Here is a 24,129-nt window from a genome sequence, read left to right on the forward strand (position 1 = left end):
GTTGTCGAACTTCCATGCGTGACATCCGTTACATCCGTTACAAAATCCGTTGCCGAACTTCTTCCTTCCTCCTTGCAATCAAATAACCGCAGCGGTGTTCCCCATTAATAATCCAGTGAGTCCGCTCCACAGTACAGTCCGGCAACACCCCCGCAAACATTTCCAACTCATTACCGCAGACACTCGGAAAAGTTTCAGCAACATTAGAAATCGCGCAGTTGTGTTCCATCAACACAAATCGATCGCCCTTCCCAGCGCGATCGCAGATCCCAACCTCTACCGATTCTACAGGATAACACTCAGCCATATAGCCTTCAGCCCTGCGGAGTTCCATTAACTTAGTCACCCGCTCTTCCAGCGAACCCGCACCCACCAGCCGCCGATACTCCGTCGCCTTGCGCTGCCACTGTTTTTGCAAGATAGTAATCACTTGCTCGCGGCCGACGGTTTCCGCCAACGTATCCAGAAAAGAGACAGCAAAATCACCGTAACGATTCGGGAATCGATCGCGCCCCTGACTGGTAAGCTCATAAATGTGCTGCGGCCGCCCCATCCCAGCCTGAACCGACTGATACTGAATCAGCCCCTCCGCTTCCAAATCCTTCAAGTGACGGCGAATCGCCTGCGGACTGATATCCAAAGACTCCGCCAACTCAATAGCCGTCCCCTGCCCCCCCTTGAGCAAATATTGCAGGATGTCTTGTTTCGTGGAAGTCTGCTGAGTAGTCTCCATCATCTTCACAAAAAATTATTAATTTGACTTTGACAATATCACTATTGTTAATGTAGCTTAAAATATAGTAAAGCAACAAATCTGTTGTTTAACTTCCCAGAGCAGTCCAGCAGAACTCGCTCAAGCCCTGACAGGCATTGCCCCGTCTGCCATCCAGAGAGCATTATCTAGAACACTGAACACGCAAAATAATGAGTTCTACCACAGTCAAAACCTTAGTCAACCAGCCGTATAAATACGGTTTCGTCACCGACATCGAGTCAGACACCATCCCCCGCGGCTTGAGCGAAGATGTAGTCCGCCTGATTTCCGCCAAGAAAAACGAACCGGAATTCATGCTGCAATTCCGCCTCAAAGCATACCGGAAGTGGTTGACAATGACCGAGCCCACCTGGCCCCACGTCAACTATCCCGCGATCGACTACCAACAAATTATCTACTATTCCGCCCCCAAACAAAAGCCCAAAAAGCTCAACAGTTTGGACGAAGTAGACCCGACACTGCTAGAAACCTTCGAGAAACTCGGCATTCCCCTCTCCGAACAGAAGCGGCTGGGAAATGTCGCCGTCGATGCCGTTTTCGACAGCGTTTCAATTGCCACAACATTTAGAGAAAAGTTAGCCAAAGATGGTGTTATTTTCTGTTCCATTTCAGAAGCCGTCAAAGATTATCCCGAATTAATAGAAAAATATCTCGGCAGCGTCGTACCAGTCGGCGATAACTTTTTCGCAGCCCTCAACTCCGCCGTATTCAGCGACGGTTCCTTTGTTTACATTCCCAAAGGGGTCAAATGCCCAATGGAATTGTCAACCTATTTCCGCATCAACAACGGAGATTCCGGCCAGTTCGAGCGCACACTAATTGTGGCTGAAGAAAACAGTTCTGTGTCTTACCTAGAAGGCTGCACCGCGCCGATGTTTGACACCAATCAACTGCACGCCGCCGTCGTGGAATTGGTAACAATGGACAATGCCGATATCAAATACTCCACAGTGCAAAACTGGTACGCTGGCGACGCCAACGGCAAAGGCGGCATTTACAACTTTGTGACGAAACGGGGTTTGTGTCAAGGAGTCAATTCTAAGATTTCTTGGACACAAGTAGAAACCGGTTCAGCGATTACTTGGAAATATCCCAGTTGCGTGTTAGTCGGCGACAACTCGGTGGGCGAATTCTACTCGGTAGCGTTGACAAATAACAAGCAGCAAGCTGACACCGGCACAAAAATGATCCACATTGGTAAAAATACTCGCAGCACGATTATCTCTAAGGGAATTTCGGCGGGTAATTCATCCAACAGCTATCGCGGTTTGGTGAAAATGGGGCCTAACTCTAAAGGCTCTCGTAATTACTCTCAGTGCGATTCCATGCTGATTGGGGATAACGCTCAAGCGAATACTTTCCCTTATATTCAAGTGCAGAACCACACTGCTAAAGTCGAACACGAAGCTTCTACTTCTAAGATTGGGGAAGAGCAATTGTTCTTCTTCGCACAGCGGGGAATTTCAGCAGAAAATGCTATTTCGATGATGATTAGCGGTTTCTGTAAAGATGTTTTCAATCAGTTACCGATGGAATTTGCGGCGGAAGCTGATAAGCTGTTGAGTCTGAAACTGGAAGGAAGTGTCGGATAATTTTCGCGGGCAAGAAATTCTTCCAGGCCGAGTCCATCGGTGACAACTTAAGCTCCCCGTCCGCCAGGGAATGAATTCCTTGGCTAATAGCTAAACTCCTCTAAACAGGACTAATGAGTTTAAAAATTTTCTTCTCAGTCCTCTTCAGAGGACTTTAGCTTTGAGACAGGGAATTCATTCCCTGGCGGACTATCGGTTTAACGTTAAATTGTCACCAATGGGCAGAGCCTAGGAACGAGAAGAACGAGCAAAAAAACTGTAAAGTGCATTGAGGAAAAGGACAAAAATAGATGATTGTAGAAAATAGTCAAGTGGTGCTATCCGTCCGCGATTTAACTGCGAATGTGGAAGATACCCAAATCCTGAAGGGTTTGAATCTGGAAATTAAATCGGGTGAAATTCACGCGATTATGGGCCCGAACGGTTCTGGAAAAAGCACTTTATCCAAGATATTGGCGGGTCATCCTGCTTATACAGTAACAGGCGGAGAAGTGACATTTCTTGGTCAAAATTTGCTGGAATTAGCGCCGGAAGAACGCTCTTTAGCTGGCGTGTTCCTAGCTTTCCAATATCCTTTAGAAATTCCCGGCGTTAGCAATCTGGATTTCTTGCGCGTGGCTTACAATGCTCACCGCAAACATCGCGGCTTGGAAGAATTGGATGCTTTTGATTTCCAAGATTTAATCGAGGACAAGCTGGATATTGTCAAGATGAATGATTCTTTTTTAGGCCGCAGCGTAAATGAGGGTTTTTCCGGTGGCGAGAAAAAGCGGAATGAAATTTTGCAAATGGCTTTGTTGGAACCGAAATTAGCTATTTTGGACGAGACTGATTCGGGTTTGGATATCGATGCTCTCAAGATTGTCGCCGGCGGTGTGAATCAGTTGTCAAATGCGGAAAATTCGATGTTGGTGATTACTCACTATCAACGGTTGCTGAATTACATTATTCCTGATTTTATTCACGTCATGGAAGCCGGCAGAATTATCTTGACTGGCCCGAAAGAGTTGGCGCTGGAATTGGAAGAGCGCGGTTATGACTGGGTTGTGGAAGAGGAAGCAGCAGGAGTAGGCGCGCGATGATGAATACGCAAGTTGCGAGTAGGGAAATGTTTTTGACTGATTTGGTGAATCAGTGCAGCAAGTTGGAGGCTGCTAATAGCAAAAGTGCGGCTTACGGGTTGCAGGATTTGCGGGCTGTGGCGACGGAATACGTGCTTTCTTCGAGTTTTCCGACGGTGAGGGATGAGGAATGGCGCTTTACTGATTTGTCGCCGGTGTTGCAAATTCCTTTTCATATACCCCAGAGCAATCAGTCAAAAGTTAAGCTGGCTGATATCATTATGCCAGTGAAAAACCGGGATGATTTACCATTAAGATTGGTATTTGTCAACGGTTTTTATGCGCCGGATTTGTCAACGGTGGAGTCGTTGGTTTTGCCGAATTTGCCGATCGACTTTTACGCAGGTAATCTATCGAATGTACCTGAAAAATATCAAGGGCGCATCAGCGATGTTTTGAGCAAGCACAGACAGCAAACCGAGGTGTTTACCGCGCTGAATACTGCGGGTTTGGCGGATTCTGCGGTGGTGTTCGTACCGGCCAATATGTCGATCGAACTTCCGATTCACTTGCTGTTCCTGACAGCACCAGGTGCATCTGGCACGATGTGCCAGCCGCACTGCTTGGTCATAGCTGAGCCTGGAAGCAATGTGACGCTGATTGAGGATTACGCAACTATCGGTAATGTACCAGCCTTTACTAATGCTGTAACGGATGTTATTGTCGGCGAAAACGCTACTGTGAACCACGTTCGGCTGCAGCGGGAAGGTGGGGAGGTTGTTCATATCGGCAAAAGTGCGATCGAACAATCTCGTAATAGCCGTTACACTTGTCATGCTATCAGCTTGGGAGGCAAAATATCGCGGCACAATTTAGAAGTTTTTCAGCGCGGCGAAGCCACTGAAACAACTTTAAACGGCTTAACCGTAGCCTTTGGCGAACAGTTATCAGACACTCACAGTGTAATCGATTTCAATCACCCCCACGGTACAAGCCGCCAACTGCACAAGTGCATTATCGGCAACAAAGCTCGTGCTGTATTTAACGGCAAAGTTTTCGTTCGCAAAGCCGCCCAATTGACAGATGCCGGACAATTGAGCCGGAATTTGTTGTTGTCGCCAAGAGCTCGCGTAGACACAAAACCGCAGTTGGAAATTGTCGCCGACAACGTTAAATGTTCCCACGGTGCAACTGTCAGTCAATTAGAAGATGATGAGCTTTTTTACTTGCAAAGTCGCGGTTTGGATTTAGAAAGAAGCCGCTATTTGCTAATCGATGCTTTTGCGGCGGAAATGCTCAATCAATTACCGATTCTTGGGGTGGCGAAAATGCTTTCAACCTGCATGGCTATCCAAGGATAAAGGAATTAGCAACAGACGGGAGGGTGTTTTATTACCTTTGCAATCAAAGCCGGAGATCCCCCTAAATCCCCCTTAAGAAGGGGGACTTTGAGAATACTCTTGTCCCTCCCTGGATAAGAGGGACTTTGAGAATACTCTTGTCCCCCCCTTAATAAGGGGGGTTAGGGGGTATCTCCGGGTTTCAGAATACGCCTTATAAGCGAGTTCCACAACAATACTAACTTCAAAAAATATGACACTTATTCAAGAAAAAACACTTGCATCAAAAGTTCGCGGCGACTTCCCTATTTTGAATGAAAAAGTTAACGGTAAACCGCTAGTTTATTTAGACAATGCAGCTACTTCTCAAAAACCCCTAGCTGTGCTCAACGCTTGGCGTGATTACTACGGACAATACAATGCAAACGTCCACCGGGGTGCTCACACTCTCAGCGCCAAAGCGACTGATGCTTACGAAGGTGCGAGAGACAAAGTTGCGGCGTTTGTAAATGCGGCGTCACGGCAAGAAATTGTTTACACTCGCAACGCTACCGAAGCGATTAATTTGGTTGCTTATTCTTGGGGTTTGAACAATCTGCAAACCGGAGATGAAATAATCCTGTCGGTGATGGAACACCACAGCAATCTCGTTCCCTGGCAAATGATTGCTCAAAGAACCGGTGCGGTGCTGAAGTTTGTCGAGTTAACGGAAACTAACGAGTTTGATTTGGAACAGTTTAAAACCCTGATTTCCCCTAAAACTAAGTTGGTGTCAACCGTTCACGTTTCTAATACTTTGGGCTGCATCAGTCCAGTCAAAGAAATCTGCGAAATAGCCCACAGTTTCGGCGCGAAAGTTTTAATAGATGCTTGCCAAAGCGTGCAGCACATGAGAGTAGATGTGCAAGCAATAGATTGCGATTGGCTGGTTGCTTCCGGTCACAAAATGTGCGCTCCGACTGGCATCGGTTTTCTGTACGGTAAACTGGACTTGCTGAGAGAAATGCCTCCGTTTTTCGGCGGCGGCGAGATGATTGCTGACGTGTTTCTCGAGTATTCCACCTATGCCGATTTGCCGCACAAATTTGAGGCCGGCACGCCTGCAATCGGCGAGGCGATCGCCCTCGGTGCAGCAATCGATTATCTTAATAACATTGGCATGGATAAGATTCACGCTTACGAAGCAGAATTGACTGCTTATATGTTCCAACAATTGCGGCAAATTCCCGAAATCAAAATTTACGGACCGCAGCCAGACAGCAACGGCGAAGGTAGGGCAGCTTTGGCAGCATTTACAGCCGGAGAAATTCACCCTCAAGACTTGTCTACCATGTTAGATCAGGAGGGAGTCGCGATTCGTTCGGGGCATCACTGCACGCAAGCTTTGCACCGCTATTTGAATATTTCATCTACGGCGCGGGCGAGTTTGTATTTTTACAATACTCGCGAGGAGATTGATGTGTTTGTGCAAGCGTTGAAAGAGACGATCGACTTTTTTGGTGGGATTATGGGATAATTTGGTTGGTGATGGTGCGCGGGTAGAAATTTAGCAGCGCTCGCTCTTTTTTTGACCGCAGAGGTCGGCAGATGAACACGGATGAACGCGGATGAAGAAGAGAGCGATCGCACCCCAAATTCTCCAACCAGAACGCAATCTGGTAAAATATGGGCAGTCAAGCCAAAGGACAGGGAAAAATACAAAGTGTGTTTGATGAACGAGCTGCATATAGACAAATAGAATAAGGCATCCGCGAGTTAAATGGGACAAGTAAAACTTTAGTTACCTTGGGTGCAGATGATGAGTGTTATATGAGCATTGGCGGCGGTGAATCAGACAAATATATTGTTAACATAACTTTTGACAAGGTGAGCTTTCATAATTTAGTAGTTCCCTCAAAAACAGATGCAATAGAAAAGCTAGTTGTTGGCGAACAAGAAGGTAATTATTCCGCCCGGATGTGTGTAAATTTAGAGACGGCACTGTTGGCCGCTCAAACATTTACAGTATCAGGACAACTTCAAATATCACTGTCTTGGGAAGAAGAGAAAGAATTCGCGGTGTCATCAAATAAGATTTAACACAACCTCAGTGAAGTGCGATCGCCATTTCTGCCTCTGCTTGAGGGTGGTAGAAGCCCGATATCTGTGACTAATCAGTGACAAGAGAGTGACAAAACTTACGCAAAGACTCTATCCGTAGTATTGCATTCCCACATCCAATGTACAGATAGTGTAAAGTTTCAATTTTTGTGTAAACCCTCGATCTTTTTTTTTGTAGTATATTTATTGAGAGGTCATTTAACTTACAGAGATTCACCATGGATCCTTCAGAGCAGAAATCAGTACCATCCAGCTTCTTTGATGAAACCTTCCGCCAAAGTTCAGATCCTTGGGGATACACGTCTGGCTTTTATGAAACCAGTAAATTCAGAACAACTATCAGGTGTTTGCCAAAAGTCCAATTCAAAAATGCTTTTGAAATCGGATGTGCCATCGGTGTACTCACCCAGAAACTAGCCAAAAAGTGTGACAGACTGCTTTCAGTAGATTATTCAGAGGTAGGATTAGAGGAAGCGCGGAAACGCTGCGCCGGTCTGCCACAGGTGCGGTTTGAGCAGATGCAGATACCCCAGCAGTTCCCAACTGAGAAGTTCGATTTAATTTTATTCTCAGAAGTGGGCTATTATTTGACAATGCCAGACCTCCTGACAACCAAGCAAAAAATTATTGACCAGTTACTTCCGGGAGGTTATCTCTTGATGGTTCACTTTCGGTCTCAAGTGGAAAGTTTCATCCTGAATGGTGACATAGTTCACGATACCTTTATCCAAGAGTCTGCACAGTTTTTGAAACATTTGGGAGATCCGCGACAACAAAAATTCTGGATAGATATACGAGGTCATCACAAACGCTATCGGATGGATTTGTTTCAGCGGTTGTAAATGGTATAAGTAGACAAGTTTAAAGAGGGTGTATCTACAATTAGCCGTCAATCGCTCTTTTTCTCATCCGCGTTCATCACCCTTCACCCCCGTGCATCTGCGGGAAAAGAAAGAGCGTGAAACGAAGCTATCCAGTAGAAAATCGCCCTTTTGATAGTATCTGGGCCTGTGGTAAAATAAAACTAGAGTTTTCTCAGCTCAAGGAGATTTTGAGATGATTGCTACTACTTCAAGTTTAGCCGAACAAAGAACACTGCTAGAAAACATTAGCTGGCCAACCTTTGAAACGTTGCTCAAAGAAATAGGCGATAAGCGAGGTTATCGCATAGCTTACGATGAAGGGAGACTGGAAATTATGGCGCCACTATTTGAACATGAGAACTACAAGAGCAATTTCGGTAATTTCATCATTGCTTTAGCAGAAGAACTCGACATTGAAATTAAAAGTGCTGGCTCAACTACTCTCAAACTCAAAAATGCCAAAAAAGGCATAGAACCATATAACTGTTATTATATTCAAAATGAAGCAGCAGTTAGAGGCAGGCAAGAATTAGATTTAGAAACTGCCCCACCGCCAGACTTAGCAATTGAAATAGATATTACCAGCAGTTCAGTTGATAAGTTGGCCATTTACTCCGCACTTCGCGTCCCGGAACTCTGGCTGTATAACGGGCGAGTTTTGAAATTTTATCAGTTGGTAGAGACTGAGTATATTGAGCGCGACTTTAGTATTGCTTTTCCCTTTGTATCAGCAGCGGAAATGGCTGGGTTTTTCACTCGCACTCAAACGATGGGGGAAATGGCTTTGCTAAAATCCTTTAGAACTTGGGTTAAGGAGAAAATATAGAAATGGTCTCACATCATGAAAAAATTACTAACTACTACAATTGTTTTTCTCTCCACTGCAATTCCTTGTTTTGCTATGACTCCCTCAGAGCTAGCAATATTTGCAACTAACTATAAATACAATGAGAAGGCTCCGGTAGCTTATTCTTATAATAACAAAGCTTGTCAAACGAATATCTCTGTTTATTTGGTAAAAACCATGAATTTAGGGAATGGAAGAATCGGAGGAATTACCAATCAATTTCTGTGCTGGGAGCCACCTACACTTATTTTGAAATGGCTCGCGGTAACTTGGAATCTATTCGAGCCTTTGTGGCAATACGTGCAGGCAGAACCACTCGCTATACAAACTGGGGCCCAGTTGCCAATCCAGGGGATGATTTAACTCCCAATCAGTTGACATCTGTGGCAAAAACGATGACAGCAAATACAAAATGATTTGTATTTAAAACTCCGTAATTTCAGGATGAACAAACTGATAACCAGCAGCCTTAATTTTGAGATTCGACACCCTAGCATTATAAGGTCGCACGCTAGGACTTCCATCCCAAGAAACTTTAGGCAAATTGTGAGTTTCAAAAATGCGATCGAGCAATTCGCGACTGGATAGGGACACATCCCCGACTAAATTGTAAATTCCCTGCAATCGATTTTCCCAAGCAAAGGTTAACCCCCCAACAATATCATCCCGATGCACCCAATTAGTAACATCTTCCCCCCTACCGGGACGAGTGTTCCCAGCCCAGCCGCCAAAGATTTTAACTAATTCTCGCCCCGGCCCATAAATTCCTCCCAAACGGAGAATGCAGACGTGAAGATTGGGACTCGATGCTGCTAATAAAACCCGTTCTGTTTCGGCGAGAATTTCACCGTTGGGATTAGCGGGCGCGACGGGTGATTCTTCATTTACCAATTCACCTTGGCGATCGCCATACACAGAATAAGTACCCGTATAAATAACCTGCTTTACTGTCGGTATCTGCTGTAAAACCGATACTAAAGTTGTCGCAGTATCTATATAACTTTCCCGATAAGTATGAGGATTTCGGGCCCCGACGCACAGCATAACAGCATCTTGTTCTTGCAGTACAGAGGCGATCGCATCTTTGTCATTTCCTTTGAGCACGGCTACCCGCTGCGCGACACCCTCCAACTCAACTACTCGCGTCGCCGTGGTAGTTGTCGCCGTCACGGTACAATCAGATTTGCCGCGTAAATGTTTGGCTGTCGCAGTACCTACATAGCCGCAGCCGACGATCGCAACTTTCATAAAAAAATTCTCCATTGTGTCATGTTCTCTCAAATTATTGCCTGTTTCTGCAATCATGGCGCGCTGAGTTTTGTGGTAAAATGCAAAGCGTCGTTATCAATCGGAGTAGCATCGTGTCCGAGAGAGATATTTTTGCCACATCCTCAGAAAGCGAACTTTTAGCTTTTTATGGTTCTTTGTTTGCGATCGCAGCCGCCGATGGTTCCGTTGATATTGACGAACTAGATTTGTTGTTTAAAACCATAAATTTAGACAAATTTTCTGACTCTGCAAAGACTCAAATCCAATCCTACACAGCCAGTCCCCCATCACTCAGCGACTGTTTGCAAACACTCAGCAAGTCACAAGAACCGCTGCGTTTGGGAGTCATGTATTTTTTAATTAACATTGCTGGCGCAAATAAGACGCTGCATCCTGCAGAAAGCGAGGCGATCCAATCCGCAAAAAAACTGCTGGCGGTTTCCGACTTGCAAATCCAAGCCATGCAGGAATTCATCGCAGACATGAAACAAATACGGGAGGCCGCCCCTAATAAAAATCAGGCATCAGCATCCTTCAAGTCTGCTGTTTCCCAGCTTAAAACTAAGGGCATTCCTCTCGATTTGATCGACCGGAAAGGAACCACAACAAACCTCAGCAACCCCAAAATTAACTATTCAGATGAAAGTTTTTGGACTAAACTTAAAAACTTTGCTTTGACAGCAGGAAGAGAAGTAGTTGAAAAAGCTTTGATTCTCTACTATACGGCTCAGAACCCAAACGTGCCTGCTTGGGCAAAAGGAGTTGTAGTTGGAGCTTTGACCTATTTTATATCTCCTGTCGATGCCATTCCCGATATATTAGTCGGCATGGGATTTACGGACGATTTGGGAGTATTGCTGGCGGCAATAGCTACTGTTTCAGTATACATTAATGCTGATACTAAAGAACAAGCCAAACAAAAAATGAAAAATTGGTTTGGCTGATAATATTATGTCCGGTGGATCGTTTTGTTTCCGTCTGCATCGGAATAATATAATCTGAATAACATAGCAGTTGTCAATCGGATGAAATACAGGACACGGCACTGCCGTGTCCCTACCCAATATCTGTAATCCACTCAACTGAAAACTTGATTATTGGGGGTTCTCAGTCTTTAATCGGCTTGCCATCTCGATTGACAATACGGCTTTCACCATCCTTAGCCGTGACATTTTCATAAACCCCTTCATCCCGCTTCACGTACTTGCTGAAACCCGAATTTTTATAATCGGTGTCGGATGTCGGCTTCATCAATCTCGGAGCGCTCAGCAGCCGGCGTACCGGAGCATCTGCGGGAGTGTCCCCGGGTTCGCACTTAGCCAACTCGCACAGTTGGCCCCAAGTCGAAACTTCCAGGTTCATGCTGTGCGAAACTTCTAACTGCTGGTTGTTTTTGGGACAAAAATAATCGTATACAGGCATACTAAGAATCTCGTTTGCAACTACTAAAATTACTAATTGCACGGTTATTGAGAATATTATAGCTCAACCTTACTAAAAATTCAAGCCCAAAAATCAAACTTTACTATTTTTAACGGTTGTTGAAACCTTAAATCAGCTATATTATTAACCCAGTGTGCTTGCTCCCGGATGCGATCGAGACAAAGCCCAAAAGTACCCTACCCTGACATCCTCTGACTCGATCGCACGATCGCACGATCGACAGCAAATGCCCGCAAGACTTCCGTGAATGCCGTCAAAGGATCGATCGTAATTTTCAGACTGTACGCAAATCACAGATTCTAAGTTTCAATTTTATTTATTTACTCACCAGCGAGGATTTACCGATGAGCGATTTCAAAGTTACCCCAGAAGTAGAGCTGAACACAGCTCAAATGTTAGAGCGATACCAACTGCAAGATGAGACAAATCTGCGGCGTTGGGCAAAACTGCACGGCATTAACAGCACTCGCGGTTTCTTCTATCCCAGTGAAGTAGATTTGATGGATCACGCTCACCACCATCTCTACAATTTGGGAATGAGCATTGCCGATTACCAAAGCCTTTTAGACCGGCGCCGCACCCATTCCCAGACACCGGGCGACCAAAATAAAACAGTAGCAAGTCAAGTTGCTGACGAAGCATACGATGCCATAGAAACGCTGACAGATCAGTATGCTGAAGCTATAGATTTAATGGGAGAACGTATAGCAGACCATTTCATAGATGAACTCGATTTATCTGTGATGCGACACCTTTCTCAAAAAGTGAAAGACCGCCGCACTCTCAACGGTCAAGCTAAAAAGCCTAACCGTTTTCTCCAAGTAATTAAAGCCGTGTTGCAACCGAGCAGCGAAAATACGCTTCTGGTTCCCAAAAAAGAGGATGACTCTAGTTTAGAATTAGAACAGCATCATCGGCTCGGCTAGCAGCCGATTTTTGTGAAAGGCTAAGAGACTTTTCGTTCAATTTACTGGTCAAATTTACTGAAAAGCAGACCAGAACCCTCCCCTTGTCAAGGGGAGGGAGCAAGAGTCAATCGATTTTAGATTTTAGATTTTAGATTTTAGAATTGAAGCATTGAAGCATTGACCCCACAGATAAATTGGGGGGGCAAGTTTCATCGGATACAGGTTTTTTATTTCTGGGTTCTGAGTCTGCGAAGGAATGAATCCGGGGGCTTGTATCCTGGATGCTTTCGGTCACATTTTTTATATTATGAAGGGGAACTGAAGAGAATAAATTAACGTTTCCCAGAAATCTAAATAACTTTTAAACTGATGTTGGGTTTTGCGAATCAGCCAAACCTAATATAACTGGGGACAGATGGCGCGATCGCCCAAATTAGAGATAATATCTGCAGAATTGAACCTGTCAACCTCGCCCAAGGTAAAAAAATGATTAAATCCTGGATGGTAATTGGAGGCGTCGCCTTGATAGTAGCACTAGCAGCTAGCTTAATCCCGCCCAGGGACATCCAATGGTTCAACCGCTTGCAGCGTCCGAGATGGCTAGTATTTGAAAGAGCAATTCCCCTAATTTGGACAGTAATTTTTATTTGTGCAGCTTGGTCAGCAGTGATTGTTTGGGAAAAAGAACCAGGAACTCAGGAGACTTGGCTGAGAATGGGTTTGTACCTGCTTTTAGAAATAGTAACTATGTCTTACACCTCGGTTATGTGCAAACTTAGGAGCCTAAAAGTCGGCACAATAATCGGCGGAACGGGCGCTATTTTAAGCGTAATCCTAGCTTTAACTGTGTTGCCAGTTTCCGAGCCAGCCGCCCTGTTATTACTACCTTACATACTTTGGAGTCCGATCGGCACTTACACCACTTGGGTAATGATGCACCTCAATCCGGCGGATGTTTAGCCTCTCATGGAATTAGTCATTTTAATGGGATTGCAAGCATCGGGAAAAAGCACATTTTTTCGCGACTATTTAGCGGCCACGCACGTTTTGGTCAGCAAAGATTTAATGCCAAACAATAAAAATAAATCACGCCGACAAATTCAATTAATTGAAGATGCACTGCAAGCAGGTCATTCAGTCGCTGTTGATAATACCAATCCCGAAGTTCTCGATCGCAAGCCGCTGATTGATATGGGTCGCACCTATAATGCCAAAATCATCGGTTACTACTTTGAATCCATAGTCAGCGACTGTTTAGCTCGAAATCAAAAGCGATCGGGCAAATCTCAAGTTCCCGACATAGCAATTTATGCTACTATAAAAAAAATGGTATTGCCCAGTTACGGCGAAGGGTTTGAACGGCTGTTTTGGACCCGCATAGCAGAAAACTTAACCTTTGAAGTAAAAACCTGGCCTGCAGAGGAAGTTATTCATGGACAATCAGACATTTGAAAAAAAAATGCGCGAGCTTGAATATTTTCACAGCCTGCGTTTATTGCCGGGAACTCACACAGTAATTCGCGCCGACGGTCGCAGTTTTTCAAAATTTACTTCCTCCAGTTTTGATAAGCCTTTCGACTTAAAATTCCACGAATTAATGGTGGAAACTGCCAAAGCGCTCCTGTCAGAACTAGACGGCATTTACGCTTATACCGAAAGTGACGAAATCTCAGTTTTGTTTCCTCCAGATTGGGATTTATTTGACCGCAGCTTAGAAAAAATTGTCTCTATTTCTGCCAGTATTGCCAGTGCAACTTTCACTCGCGCCGCCCAAACAGCAGTCAGTTTTGACAGCCGCATTTGTTCTGCAGCCAACAAATCGCAAGTAGTAGATTATTTTCTATGGCGCCAAGCAGATGCAGCGCGCTGCGCTTTGAATGGCTGGAGTTATTGGATGCTGCGAAAAAATGGCGAAACGGGTGAAAATGCAGCAGTTATATTAGAGAAACAATCGGTGGCTTTCAAAAACGAATTGCTGTTTCAAAACGGAATTAACTTTAACGAACTGCCGGCTTGGCAGCGCCGGGGAACGGGAGTGTATTGGGAAAAATACGATAAACCAGGTTATAACCCGATCGAAAACAAAGAAGTTGTGGCAGTGCGGCGGCGACTCAAAGTCGATGAAGAGCTGCCCGTGAAAGATGAATACAAAGAATTTATTTACCAATTTTTAAATGTTGGCGATTAACGATTAAGGATCTCTTGTCAAATCCGCTGGCAATTGATGAATTCTTAGTTTGTTTTAACTCACATCTTGCAGCATTCTCAAGAACAGGCAAGATGCCTGTTCCACAAGAAAATTCACTCTTTGTGGAACAGGCATCTTGCCTGTTCATAAAAGGCTTATTGACAATGGTGCAAGATGTGAGTTTTAACCGAATGCAAGCTGTGAGACGGGGGTTTAAACCCCCGCCCAATGTCGGGCAAACCAGTTAACCTAGCGATTGCCAGAGCTGGTAGGAGGCTCAGTTTCCGGCGGTTCAGGAGGGGGAGATTCAGACTCAGGAGGGTTCAGCGACTCCTCCCAAACTTTGATTTGCGATCGAGCTTGCTCAAAAGCCCGAGTACCCGAAGGAATTTTCTTCAAAGTCGCGATCGCCCCAGCCAGATCCGACGACGACTCTTCCACACCCAGCGCCAAAATCCGCTGACTCCACTCATCAATCGCCTCACTCGCCTGCCACCGGAGCGAACTCGACTCCGGCACCTGACTTGCCAGCGCAATTGCCGTTTGCAAAGCGTCAGCAGTCCCGGATCTGGCCGTCTGACGGGCGCTCTGCAAACCTTGCTCGCCCTGAAATTGAGCCTCCCAAGTCCGAATGTTCGATCGAGCTTCCTCATAAAGCACCCGTCCCGATCGAATCCGGCGGGCCATCTCAATTGCCCCCGCCAAATTGCCGCCCGCCGCTAGCTGCTGAGCTCTATCCAAAAACGGCTGGTCAACAAGCCGCTGTCTCCTCTCGATCCAAGCTTGAATTTTGGTTTGAGCTTCCACGTAAAGCGCCCTACCTCTAGCGATCCGAGAAGCTTGAGCAACGGCCGCTTCCAGAGCATTCGGATCGCCCGTACTCGCCAAATCGTTCGCTCTTTGCAAATACGGACTGTCTTCCAGCAGCTCGATTTGACGGCTCAAAGTGGTAATTTGACGGCGAGCTTCCGAAGCGCGGGGATTTGATTCCGGGACTGTTTGCAATTGCGCGATTGCAGCCCTCAAATCATTGACCCCACCCGGCGCCGCCAGCCTGCTTGCCATATCCAAAACTTTCACATCAGCCATTTCTTGTTGCCAGCGGCCGACTAAATCTTGAGCTTGCTTGTATAAAGGGCGGCCGGACTTCAACTTTTGAGCAATCTCGATCGCCTTGGAGAAACCCTCAACAGAGCCAGTCAAAGCCTGAGAAGTAGCATTCGCCAACTCATTAAAATCTTGTACTTGTTCCCTTAAATTTGCCGACTCAGGAATCTTGTTTGCGATCGCGATCGCCTCCTGCCAATCCCCTGCCTGCAAGCGTTTTTGCGCGATCTCCATAATTTTCTTGCTAAATTCCGCGATCGCCTTATTGGCAGCTTGATACAAATAACTGTTTTGATCAATTCCCTCAGCCAGCTTAATCCCCGTCACCAGATTGTCGAGACCTCCCTCGGAGGCTTTATTCCGGGCTTTTACCAACTTATTGCCCTCAGCCCGAGTCGTCTGAATTAGCTTAGTCAATTCCTCGTACTTAGCCGATTCCCAGAAAGTATTTCCCAAATCCAAAAGCAGAGTAGCTTGGCGGAAAGCCAGCGGCCACTCTTCCTGACGCAAGTGGTCTTCAGCCGTGCGGTAAATTTTCTCTGCATCGCTCCATATCGACTGCCACTTTTCAATCTGCTTTTCCACCTTCGGGTAAGCGGGAACGTTTTGAGGAACCTTACGAGCGAGCGCAATCGCCTCCTCCAGCTTTCCTTCTTGGAAACTAGCATTTCCCAGCCTGAGAATATCCTCCGACCACCGATCGATTTGAGTGTTAATTCTCGGCCGCAGCGGATGGTCTTGTGGCAAAGCATTCACTAATTCGATCGCCCTGAGCAAATCATCCGCCGTCCGCTTGCTTGCTGCTTCTTGAGCGCAAAAAAAGCGATCGTTAGCAGAAGCCGTCGGCCAAAAAATCTTTGAGCAATTGGACTGCGAGGTCAGGTTGAGCAAAGAGGCAATTGCCACAAACCCCATACCCACCGATAGCATCAAACTCAGCGCCAGCCAAAACTGCCACTTATTCGACCAGTTCCGCCACAACGGATTGTGTTCCCCCGGCGGCTGCGAGTTTTCCCCAGACAAATTCGGCGGTAGTTCCAGATGCCCTCCCGGCAGTTTTCCCGAAGTAACCAACTCTCGGAGCTCTTTAAGTCGTTGGGCCCGGTTTTTCCTTGCTGGTAAGCGCACCAGCGACGAAGTATCCTTTGTTGACTCCAAGGATTCTGATGCAGACCAACGGCCTGATGTTTTGCGATCTTGACTCATATCCTCACCACAAACAACAACCAGCCTGTCTTAATTATTTCAAAACAGCGATCGCTGCTATTGACTGCTCTATAGAATGTATTCATAAAAAAACTCGGTAAGTGGGAAACGAGCGCGACTTCAGTCCTGAGAGGAAAACGACTCGGCGATTTCAATCGCCTTGAGTCTTTCCCCTTTCGGGTTGGAGGGGTATGGTTGCCCCTCCGATGAGGTATGGTTGCCTCAGTCTCCCTTGCGGGGTAATGTTCGCCTCGACCTGGTTATAAAGGCTTGTTAGACCTGCGACACTGTTTCAGTGACTTTAAAACTGTTTAATCGCAGGTGACAGAGCCCAAAACTGGCGGATCATTCGCCGGTGTCGTGACCTAAATAACGTCTCCTCTTGCGAGGGGTCTGGTCAGCATAGCTTGCTCGATTTCTCTTACAAGCTCAGTAGCTTTAGCCCGCTCGTTACTGACCACTTTTAAATACTCGTGCAGGCGAAAGACTAAAAGAGCCGATCGCCAAACCGCAAAAATCAAAATTTTGTGATTAGGTAATTGATAATGCGTAATTGGCAATTGGTCAAGGCCGTCATCCCTAACTCGCACTCAATAGAGCCAATTACACATTATCCTCTCAAGAACCGGAGTTTGATCGCAAATCGCCGATGAGTTCCGCAAGTTGGTCGCTATTAGCTTTGTAAACCTCGTTGCAGAAATGGCACGTAGCCTCAGCCCCCCCATCTTTTTCAATCATGTCTTGGAGTTCCGCTTCGCCCAACATTTTCAGAGCTCCCAAAACTCGATCGAACGAACAGCCACAGTCAAAGCGCACCATCTGAGTTTCCGGGAAAATTTCCAGCCCCATATCTCCCAGTAACTCTTCGAGAATCTGGTGCAGCGTTTTGCCCGATCGCAGCAGTGGCGTAAAGCCCGACAATTGAGCAACTCTAGATTCTAAAGTTTGCACCAATTTTTCGTCCGTTGCAGCCTTCGGCAGAACCTGCAACAGCACACCCCCAGACGCTTCTACCCCGCCCGCCCCCACAAACACCCCCAAAACCAGAGCCGAAGGCGTTTGCTCCGAGGTTGCCAAATAGTGAGTCAGATCGTCGCCAATTTCGCCGGAAACCAATTCTACCGTACTGGAATAAGGGAAGCCGTATCCAACGTCCCGCACCACGTACAAATAACCGTCACCTATTGCCCCGCCGACATCGAGTTTGCCTTTAGCATTGGGTGGCAATTCCACTTCGGGATTGTCCACATAACCTCGAACCGTTCCATCCAGTCCCGCATCAATCAGAAGCCCGCCCAGCGGCCCATCTCCTTTGATGCGAATGTTGACTCTCGATTCGGGCCGCTTCATGCTGGAGGCGAGTAACAGTCCCGCCGACATCGTGCGGCCGAGGGCGGCTGTAGCCACGTAGGAGAGCTTATGCCGCTGTCTTGCTTCTTCGGTGAGGCGGGTGGAAATGACGGCTACAGCGCGAATTCCGCCCTCTGCGGCTGTAGCGCGAATTAATTGATCGGCCATGAAAAACCTTACTTTGTCTTTTAATACCTTCTTGAACTATTTTAGAAGTTCTTGAAGGTTGTGGCAGCAGATAGCAGCAGTTGAGTCGGCGGGCCTGGGAGTGCGATCGAACTTCAGAACTCGCCTCTGTTTTCTATAAGACCTTGATCAACCAACTATTTCTTAACAAATATTCGGTCTCATTCTTCCACTTAAATATTTATTTAAGATGCCCGGAATAACGAGTGCATTTATTTTCCACAATCCACCGTGATCTCAGTCATTTTATAACAACTAACAACTAACAACTAATGACTAACAACTAACAACTAACAACTAATGACTAATGACTAATGACTAATGACTAATGACTACTGACTAATGACTAAAGCTTATCTTGGCGCTAACCTGACGATTACCTAACCTTTACCTTGGCAGGTTAAAGTCAGAGGCGTAAGTCTCAGACCAATGTTTTTTAGCTGGAAAAAAGAGATATGCCACCAACATCCAAAGCACTTTTAGCAGAAATCCAGCATAACACAGGAGCGAGTCGAAACTTGCATTTTTATGCCAAGGGCGAAACCATTCCTATGATGCCGCAAGGCCTTTGGCGAGTCTGTCAAGGTTTAGCACAACTGAGTACGCTTTATCCAACCGGGGAAGAAGGACTTTTGGGTTGGGTTGGGCCTTCGATGTGCTTCGGTTTGTGGTTGACAAGCTTGCAGACTTACCGAGCTACGGCGACATCAGATATTTATTTGATGTGGTATTCTATGGTGGAAATCGAAGCTTCTCCTCAATTGGCTCACGAGTTGCTGCCTCAAATGGTACGGCGGCTGCGGCAAATGGAAGCAATTTTAGCGATCGCCGGACAGCGGCGAGTAGATGACCGTTTGTATCAGCTTCTGCTATTATTGCAACAAGATTTCGGTCAGCCTGTGGTTGAGGGAACTCGTTTGAATATCCGCTTGACACATCAAGATATTGCTAATGCGATTTGCACGACGCGGGTAACAGTAACTCGAATGCTGGGAAAATTGCAGCAGCAAGGGTTAATCAGTCGAGATGGCGATCGGCATTTAATTCTTAACAAAGATGTTTTTGCGTCCACGTCGGATTTGTTTGGCTGCAACCCTCAAGCAGTGTAGCAAGCGCAGAAAAAAATCTTATTCTGCTTCGCCAATCAGCGTAAACGCCGCCCAATCTTGCGGATTTGGGTGCATCTTCATTGTCATCAGCATCGCTTGCCGCAAAGCTTGAGCTTTATTCGGGTTTAGCTGTAATTGGCGATAGAATTCTGCCATTAATTCCGCTGTCGCAGCATCGGGCACTAACCACAGAGAAACGATAATACTAGAAACTCCAGCACTAATTAAAGCACGAGATAACCCAAGCACACCATCACCTGTGAGTTTTCCTCTGCCAGTATTGCAAGCACTTAATACCACTAATTCAGCATTTAATTTTAAATCCAAGATTTCGCTCGAAGTCAGCAATCCATCATCATTTCCTGATGGAGCCAGGGCGATCGCTCCCGGTAAATCTCGCCTCTTCACTTCATTTAGTAATCCGTGAGTTGCCAGATGAATAATCCGGGCTTTTAGCATCTGTTGAGTAATCGATGCTTTAGTCGCTTGAGAGCCTGTAATCGGTTTAGTATTCAGAAGTTGGGCAATTGTAATTGCTTCCTGTTCGCTGCCCGGTCATGGATCTAATTGGCGCGGCGGGGTGCCAATTTTGGGCATGATTGGATTGCCGACGACGAGGTTATTTTGCAGAGAAAGTTGTCGGGCTTTTTGCCGTGATTGGCGGGTTAACTGCAAAATTTGAATGGCGGGAGCGGTGAGGATGGTATGTTTTTCTATCAGATATTGACCTGTCGGATCTTGTAAGGCGACAAAGGGAACTAAAAACAGGGATTGATGGGGAATGAAGATGATAGGAGCATTCGGGTCAGTAGGTAAAAGATCGGCAATGGGTTGAATGAGTAGTTGATAACTTTGCTGTAATTTGGGGTAGATTATGCGAGAATTAGCAGGGGTAGAATCAGGGCGATTAGCCGCTTGTCGATTGGCAGTGTCCCCCGATACACCCAGAGCATCGCGAGTGCCGCGAATCATCTCAGCTAAGGCTGTATCTGGCTCGTTTAATCCTCTCCTCCCGGTAGCAGCAGATACTCTTGTCTGTTCAGTGGCTTCGGGTAGATTGATGTTCAGAGTTTTGAGGTCAACTGAGCGAAATGTAATTTCACCAGTCGGCTTGATGACCCAAATATAAAGGGCTTGATTCTCAATAGTTGAATACTCGACGAGGGTAGCGTTTTGCTCTTTAGCGATTTGTTGAATTTGCTGGATATTGGGCGGGTTGATAGTAGTTGTGACAGAGGCAGATGCGGCAAGGCGAGATGCCAATAACTCCACAAAAGCTCTGGCTCTACCCCGCTCGGCAATTTCTAAAGCGTCATTAGTTTTTTTCTGAGCAATGAAGACTTGTTGTAAAGTGACGTAGGGGTAAGTTTGAGTTTCAAAGATTGACACTTTATTGGCATCGTCTAATCCAGCACGGACAGATTCCGAAACTTTAATACTATCAAGTAGGGTTTTCTCTGCTGCTGGGAGATTGCCAGAGTTGGCGAGAGCAAATCCCAGATTTCCCAGAGCTGTCCCCTCGCTTTGGCGGTCTTTAATTTCTCGCGCGATCGCCAACACCTGCTGAAGGTACTCGATGGCTTTGGCGTAGTCGCCGAGGGAAAGGTAAGCACTTCCCAGACTTCCCAGAGCTTTCCCCTCGCTTGGGCGGTCTTTAATTTCTCGCGCGATCGCCAACCCCTGCTGAGTGTACTCGATGGCTTTGGGGTAGTCGCCGAGGGAATTGTAAGCAATTCCCAGACTTCCCAGAGCTTTCCCCTCGATTTCGCGGTCTTTAATGTCGCGCGCGATCGCCAACACCTGCTGAGCGTACTCGATCGCTTTGGCGTAGTCGCCGAGGAAATCGTAAGCAATTCCCAGAATTCCCAGCGCCTGCCCCTCGCCTTGGCGGTCTTTAATTTCTCGCGCGATTGCCAACTGTTGCTGAGCGTACTCGATCGCTTTGGCGTAGTCGCCGAGGGAATTGTAAGCATTTCCCAGATGTCCTAGAGCTCTCCCCTCGCTTCGGCGGTCTTTAATTTCGCGCGCGATCGCCAACCACTGCTGAGCGTACTCGATGGCTTTGGCGTAGTCGCCGAGGGAATTGTAAGCATTTCCCAGATTTCCCAGCGACACCCCTTCACCTTGGCGGTCTTTAATTTCTCGCGCGATCGCCAAGTCCTGCTGAAGGTAGTCGATCGCTTTGGCGTAGTCGCCGAGGGAAAAGTAAGCATTTCCCAGATTTCCCAGAGCTTTCCCTTCACCTTTGCGGTTTTTAATTTCTCTATAAATTATTAGTGCCTGTTGCCAAGACTGCAATGCAGCTTGAAATTGACTAATCTGATACTGCTGAACCCCTTGGTCTAACAGTCGGTCTGCTTCGGCTTTCCGCTCAGCTTGCGTTTGAGCCAAGGCCTGAGAATTGATGATTTTAAATTGAGAGTTAGGGATAAATCGAAACTCACCTATAGTCAGCGCCGCTAAGATTGAGATCAGTCCCGACCATCCTATTTTTTGCAGTTTCATAACTTTTGAGTCGCCTCTGGTTTGAGTATCCGCTTGACGCATCTAAAATATTGCTAACACTTATTAAAGCTCAAATGCCACTCCATGAGAATTGTTTGTCTTAATTTTCATCTCGCTATCTACAGCAATAGATTGGCAGCCCGAAACGATACAATTAAGCGGTGCATCTATTTAGGACTAAACTCAATGGCTAACTCAACTCCAGAAACACCGCAACCAGACAAAAAAGAATTAGCTGACATCACAGCTAAACCTCAAGAACAACAAGAAGAACCGCCAAATAAGGGTGACGGGCGGAAATAGTCGATCGACATTCATCTGTGACGATATAAATCTCGAATTGCCTTAAGAACACCGACTTCTTTTTTTCTCAAAATCAGTGTTCTTCCCTACAATACCGGTTCCTATAAATTGGTATTCTGCCAGTAGTTTTTAAGTAATAAACTAACCCGATTTTTGCCAAAAACCGGGTTAGTTTGCTATTGACAAATTATTCCGTTTGTGTATTGCCGTTGTTCGATCGCAAATTCGGCTTTTCCGGCTTCCCTCTGCGTCCATCCAAAGAAACCACATCAGCCTCAGAACTTTCCCTAGCCACCCGAATCAGCAACCCCGACAACAACAAACTCGCCAACATCGAAGAACCCCCGTAACTAAAAAACGGCAGCGGCAAACCCGTAGTCGGTAAAACCCCCGTCGCCACCCCAATATTCAGCAGCGACTGTCCCACCATCACCACCATCACCCCAATCGCCACCAACTGACTCTCAATATTCCGGGCCCGCGTCGCCACCCTCAAAGCCACAGTAGAGTATGCCGCCAACATCAGCAACAGCGAGAAACCTCCCACCAAACCAAACTCCTCAGCAAACACAGCAAAAATAAAATCGCTGTACTGAATCGGCAAATAAAATAACTTTTGCTGCGACATCCCCAAACCCACACCCCAAATGCCCCCTGAACCGACAGCCAGCAGACTTTGAATCAACTGATAGCCGTCTTGCATCGGATCAGCCCAAGGATTGAGAAAAGACATAATCCGGCGGCGCTGATATTCCCTCAAACTAATACTTAAAACCGCTAAAAGCATTCCCCCCATAGCCGTTGCGCCCAACTGCAAGTAAGGCAAGCCCGCAGCCAAAGCCACCAACCACAAAGTCATCCCGCACAAAGCCGTGGTACTTAAATTTGGCTGCAACAAAATTCCCAAAAGCATTGCACCGAAAATTAACAGCCAAGTTAAGCGAACTTTATTCGTCAACCGGGACCAGTTGCCGAAAATGCGGGCGCTTTGGAGAACAAAAAACGGCTTGATCAATTCAGAAGGTTGAATAATCGGAACCGGGCCCAAAGATATCCAGCGAGTTGCCCCGTTGATTGTGGTTCCCACCCCCGGAACCAAGGTCAGCCACAGCAATCCCAGCAGCAACAGGACGCCTAACTGAGCTGTTTTCAGCAGGTACCGTAGGGGGGAGTATACCATCAAGTTAAAACCTGCCAGCCCGATCGCCACTGCGATTAGCTGTCGTTTAAAATAATAAAGGCCATCTCCAAATTCATAATTTGCAATGGGATAGGAAGCCGAAAACAATGCTGTCAGCCCGACAAACAGCCACAGAAAAGTCAGCCACCTCAGCCACCGAGCCTCAGCGGCCCATTGAGAGGCGCTGGGGTCAAAAAAGGGAATCAAGCGTCGAATGTCATTAGCCATAGGATTTTAGAATGCTCTCAATAAACTCTAACAAAGATGGCTAAAGTACCAGATTGGTTAATTTACGCATTAATCTGTTCGCTATTATATGGTTTGTGGGGATTTTTTGGCAATTTAGCGACTAAATATATTGACTACAAAACTGCTTTTGTTTATGAAGCAATTGGCGCTATCTTAACTACTTTATTTATTATTATCCAAACTAATACTTTTAGTTTTGAGGGAGATGTTAGGGGAATTTTGTTTGCCATGTTAGTTGGCGTTTGTGGCACTGTGGCCTCATTAGTATTTTTTATAGCCCTTGGCAAAGGTGAAGTTGCCAATGTAGTGAGTGTTACGTCTATCTACCCGCTGATTACTATATTATTATCGTCTTTATTCTTGAAAGAGGCTATTACGTTACCACAAATGCTTGCTGTTTTGTTAGCGATAATCGCAGTTATACTGTCTTCTTATTGAAATATTTGTCAATGATGAGATTAACAACGCTGGACATTCTTCCTTCTACTAGAGGAATCCTAAATGATTCAGATAAATTTGTAGGGGTAGTGCTAAGGGTGCCTACCCCC

25 protein-coding genes and 1 pseudogene are annotated in these 24,129 nt (G+C 46.2%); 17 read left to right on the forward strand and 9 right to left on the reverse strand.

Annotation, left to right across the window (positions count from 1 at the left end; translation table 11 throughout):
- Positions 1–37 precede the first annotated feature (37 nt).
- Entirely contained in the window at positions 38–736 is a 699-nt protein-coding gene (gene sufR / locus QUA00_RS16575; RefSeq protein ID WP_333139922.1) for an iron-sulfur cluster biosynthesis transcriptional regulator SufR, read from the reverse strand.
- A 188-nt stretch (positions 737–924) separates the two neighbouring features.
- Here sufR and sufB point away from each other — a divergent pair, with 188 nt between their 5' ends.
- The 9 genes from sufB (at position 925) to QUA00_RS16620 (ending at position 8,941) form a co-directional block, all read left to right on the forward strand.
- Positions 925–2,367 (forward strand): Fe-S cluster assembly protein SufB, encoded by a 1,443-nt coding sequence (sufB, locus tag QUA00_RS16580; RefSeq protein WP_333139920.1) that lies wholly within the window; start codon positions 925–927, stop codon positions 2,365–2,367.
- 290 nt (positions 2,368–2,657) lie between these two features.
- Positions 2,658–3,449 carry a Fe-S cluster assembly ATPase SufC gene (gene sufC / locus QUA00_RS16585; RefSeq protein WP_333139918.1) on the forward strand — a complete coding sequence of 264 codons (792 nt, stop codon included), beginning with the start codon at positions 2,658–2,660 and terminating at the stop codon, positions 3,447–3,449.
- The gene (sufD, locus tag QUA00_RS16590) at positions 3,446–4,789 is read left to right on the forward strand and encodes a Fe-S cluster assembly protein SufD (RefSeq protein WP_333139916.1); all 1,344 of its coding nucleotides are present in this window, start codon (positions 3,446–3,448) and stop codon (positions 4,787–4,789) included. Before sufC ends, sufD begins: the two co-directional genes overlap by 4 nt.
- A gap of 232 nt (positions 4,790–5,021) precedes the next feature.
- Entirely contained in the window at positions 5,022–6,284 is a 1,263-nt protein-coding gene (locus QUA00_RS16595; RefSeq protein WP_333410261.1) for a SufS family cysteine desulfurase, read from the forward strand.
- 81 nt (positions 6,285–6,365) lie between these two features.
- Positions 6,366–6,506 (forward strand): hypothetical protein, encoded by a 141-nt coding sequence (locus QUA00_RS16600; RefSeq protein ID WP_333410262.1) that lies wholly within the window; start codon positions 6,366–6,368, stop codon positions 6,504–6,506.
- Positions 6,507–6,553: 47 nt separating this feature from the next.
- On the forward strand, positions 6,554–6,847 hold the full coding sequence (locus QUA00_RS16605; protein ID WP_333410263.1) for a hypothetical protein: 294 nt from the start codon (positions 6,554–6,556) through the stop codon (positions 6,845–6,847).
- Positions 6,848–7,086: 239 nt separating this feature from the next.
- Positions 7,087–7,710 carry an SAM-dependent methyltransferase gene (locus QUA00_RS16610; RefSeq protein WP_333410264.1) on the forward strand — a complete coding sequence of 208 codons (624 nt, stop codon included), beginning with the start codon at positions 7,087–7,089 and terminating at the stop codon, positions 7,708–7,710.
- A gap of 214 nt (positions 7,711–7,924) precedes the next feature.
- Complete coding sequence (locus tag QUA00_RS16615) at positions 7,925–8,557, forward strand: Uma2 family endonuclease (RefSeq protein WP_333410265.1); 633 nt, start codon at positions 7,925–7,927, stop codon at positions 8,555–8,557.
- Between the two features lie 15 nt (positions 8,558–8,572).
- Positions 8,573–8,941, forward strand: a complete 369-nt coding sequence (locus QUA00_RS16620; RefSeq protein WP_333410266.1) for a hypothetical protein — start codon at positions 8,573–8,575, stop codon at positions 8,939–8,941.
- 60 nt (positions 8,942–9,001) lie between these two features.
- On the opposite strand, the gene QUA00_RS16625 is transcribed toward QUA00_RS16620, so the two are convergent.
- Positions 9,002–9,826, reverse strand: coding sequence for an NAD-dependent epimerase/dehydratase family protein (locus QUA00_RS16625; RefSeq protein WP_333410297.1), 825 nt, complete (start codon positions 9,824–9,826; stop codon positions 9,002–9,004).
- Between the two features lie 113 nt (positions 9,827–9,939).
- Between QUA00_RS16625 and QUA00_RS16630 the strand changes: the two genes are divergently transcribed.
- Complete coding sequence (locus tag QUA00_RS16630) at positions 9,940–10,791, forward strand: DUF1232 domain-containing protein (protein ID WP_333410267.1); 852 nt, start codon at positions 9,940–9,942, stop codon at positions 10,789–10,791.
- Between the two features lie 163 nt (positions 10,792–10,954).
- Here the strand turns inward: QUA00_RS16630 and QUA00_RS16635 are convergent, their stop codons facing one another.
- Together QUA00_RS16635 and QUA00_RS16640 are read right to left on the reverse strand one after the other, a co-directional pair.
- Positions 10,955–11,269: a hypothetical protein gene (locus QUA00_RS16635; RefSeq protein ID WP_039887678.1), complete on the reverse strand. Its 315-nt coding sequence runs from the start codon at positions 11,267–11,269 to the stop codon at positions 10,955–10,957.
- Between the two features lie 144 nt (positions 11,270–11,413).
- Positions 11,414–11,584, reverse strand: coding sequence for a hypothetical protein (locus tag QUA00_RS16640; RefSeq protein ID WP_333410268.1), 171 nt, complete (start codon positions 11,582–11,584; stop codon positions 11,414–11,416).
- A gap of 50 nt (positions 11,585–11,634) precedes the next feature.
- On the opposite strand from QUA00_RS16640, the gene QUA00_RS16645 reads away from it, so the two are divergent.
- The 4 genes from QUA00_RS16645 to QUA00_RS16660 all read left to right on the forward strand — a co-directional run bounded on the left by QUA00_RS16645 (position 11,635) and on the right by QUA00_RS16660 (position 14,386).
- On the forward strand, positions 11,635–12,216 hold the full coding sequence (locus QUA00_RS16645; RefSeq protein WP_333139903.1) for a hypothetical protein: 582 nt from the start codon (positions 11,635–11,637) through the stop codon (positions 12,214–12,216).
- A gap of 468 nt (positions 12,217–12,684) precedes the next feature.
- Entirely contained in the window at positions 12,685–13,158 is a 474-nt protein-coding gene (locus QUA00_RS16650; RefSeq protein ID WP_333410269.1) for a TspO/MBR family protein, read from the forward strand.
- 6 nt (positions 13,159–13,164) lie between these two features.
- Positions 13,165–13,650, forward strand: a complete 486-nt coding sequence (locus tag QUA00_RS16655) for an AAA family ATPase (protein WP_333139901.1) — start codon at positions 13,165–13,167, stop codon at positions 13,648–13,650.
- Positions 13,631–14,386: a tRNA(His) guanylyltransferase Thg1 family protein gene (locus QUA00_RS16660; RefSeq protein ID WP_333160865.1), complete on the forward strand. Its 756-nt coding sequence runs from the start codon at positions 13,631–13,633 to the stop codon at positions 14,384–14,386. The genes QUA00_RS16655 and QUA00_RS16660 overlap by 20 nt, the downstream gene beginning before the upstream one ends.
- Here the strand turns inward: QUA00_RS16660 and QUA00_RS16665 are convergent.
- Positions 14,355–14,477, reverse strand: coding sequence for a hypothetical protein (locus tag QUA00_RS16665; protein ID WP_333410270.1), 123 nt, complete (start codon positions 14,475–14,477; stop codon positions 14,355–14,357). The two genes, QUA00_RS16660 and QUA00_RS16665, sit on opposite strands and share 32 nt — an antisense overlap.
- A gap of 1 nt (position 14,478) precedes the next feature.
- Between QUA00_RS16665 and QUA00_RS16670 the strand changes: the two genes are divergently transcribed.
- Positions 14,479–14,634 (forward strand): hypothetical protein, encoded by a 156-nt coding sequence (locus QUA00_RS16670; protein WP_333103280.1) that lies wholly within the window; start codon positions 14,479–14,481, stop codon positions 14,632–14,634.
- 1 nt (position 14,635) lies between these two features.
- Here the strand turns inward: QUA00_RS16670 and QUA00_RS16675 are convergent, their stop codons facing one another.
- Together QUA00_RS16675 and hslO are read right to left on the reverse strand one after the other, a co-directional pair.
- Positions 14,636–16,699 (reverse strand): hypothetical protein, encoded by a 2,064-nt coding sequence (locus tag QUA00_RS16675; RefSeq protein ID WP_333139897.1) that lies wholly within the window; start codon positions 16,697–16,699, stop codon positions 14,636–14,638.
- A 618-nt stretch (positions 16,700–17,317) separates the two neighbouring features.
- Positions 17,318–18,217: an Hsp33 family molecular chaperone HslO gene (gene hslO / locus QUA00_RS16680; protein ID WP_333139895.1), complete on the reverse strand. Its 900-nt coding sequence runs from the start codon at positions 18,215–18,217 to the stop codon at positions 17,318–17,320.
- Positions 18,218–18,690: 473 nt separating this feature from the next.
- On the opposite strand from hslO, the gene QUA00_RS16685 reads away from it, so the two are divergent.
- Positions 18,691–19,344, forward strand: a complete 654-nt coding sequence (locus QUA00_RS16685; protein ID WP_333410271.1) for a Crp/Fnr family transcriptional regulator — start codon at positions 18,691–18,693, stop codon at positions 19,342–19,344.
- An 18-nt stretch (positions 19,345–19,362) separates the two neighbouring features.
- On the opposite strand, the pseudogene QUA00_RS16690 reads toward QUA00_RS16685, so the two are convergent.
- Positions 19,363–21,891: pseudogene (locus QUA00_RS16690) on the reverse strand (CHAT domain-containing protein).
- 448 nt (positions 21,892–22,339) lie between these two features.
- Positions 22,340–23,560 (reverse strand): FtsW/RodA/SpoVE family cell cycle protein, encoded by a 1,221-nt coding sequence (locus tag QUA00_RS16695; RefSeq protein ID WP_333145169.1) that lies wholly within the window; start codon positions 23,558–23,560, stop codon positions 22,340–22,342.
- Positions 23,561–23,596: 36 nt separating this feature from the next.
- On the opposite strand from QUA00_RS16695, the gene QUA00_RS16700 reads away from it, so the two are divergent.
- On the forward strand, positions 23,597–24,019 hold the full coding sequence (locus QUA00_RS16700; protein WP_333410272.1) for an EamA family transporter: 423 nt from the start codon (positions 23,597–23,599) through the stop codon (positions 24,017–24,019).
- Positions 24,020–24,129 lie beyond the last annotated feature (110 nt).

This window comes from Microcoleus sp. T2B6 (assembly GCF_036700475.1).
GTDB lineage: Bacteria > Cyanobacteriota > Cyanobacteriia > Cyanobacteriales > Microcoleaceae > Microcoleus.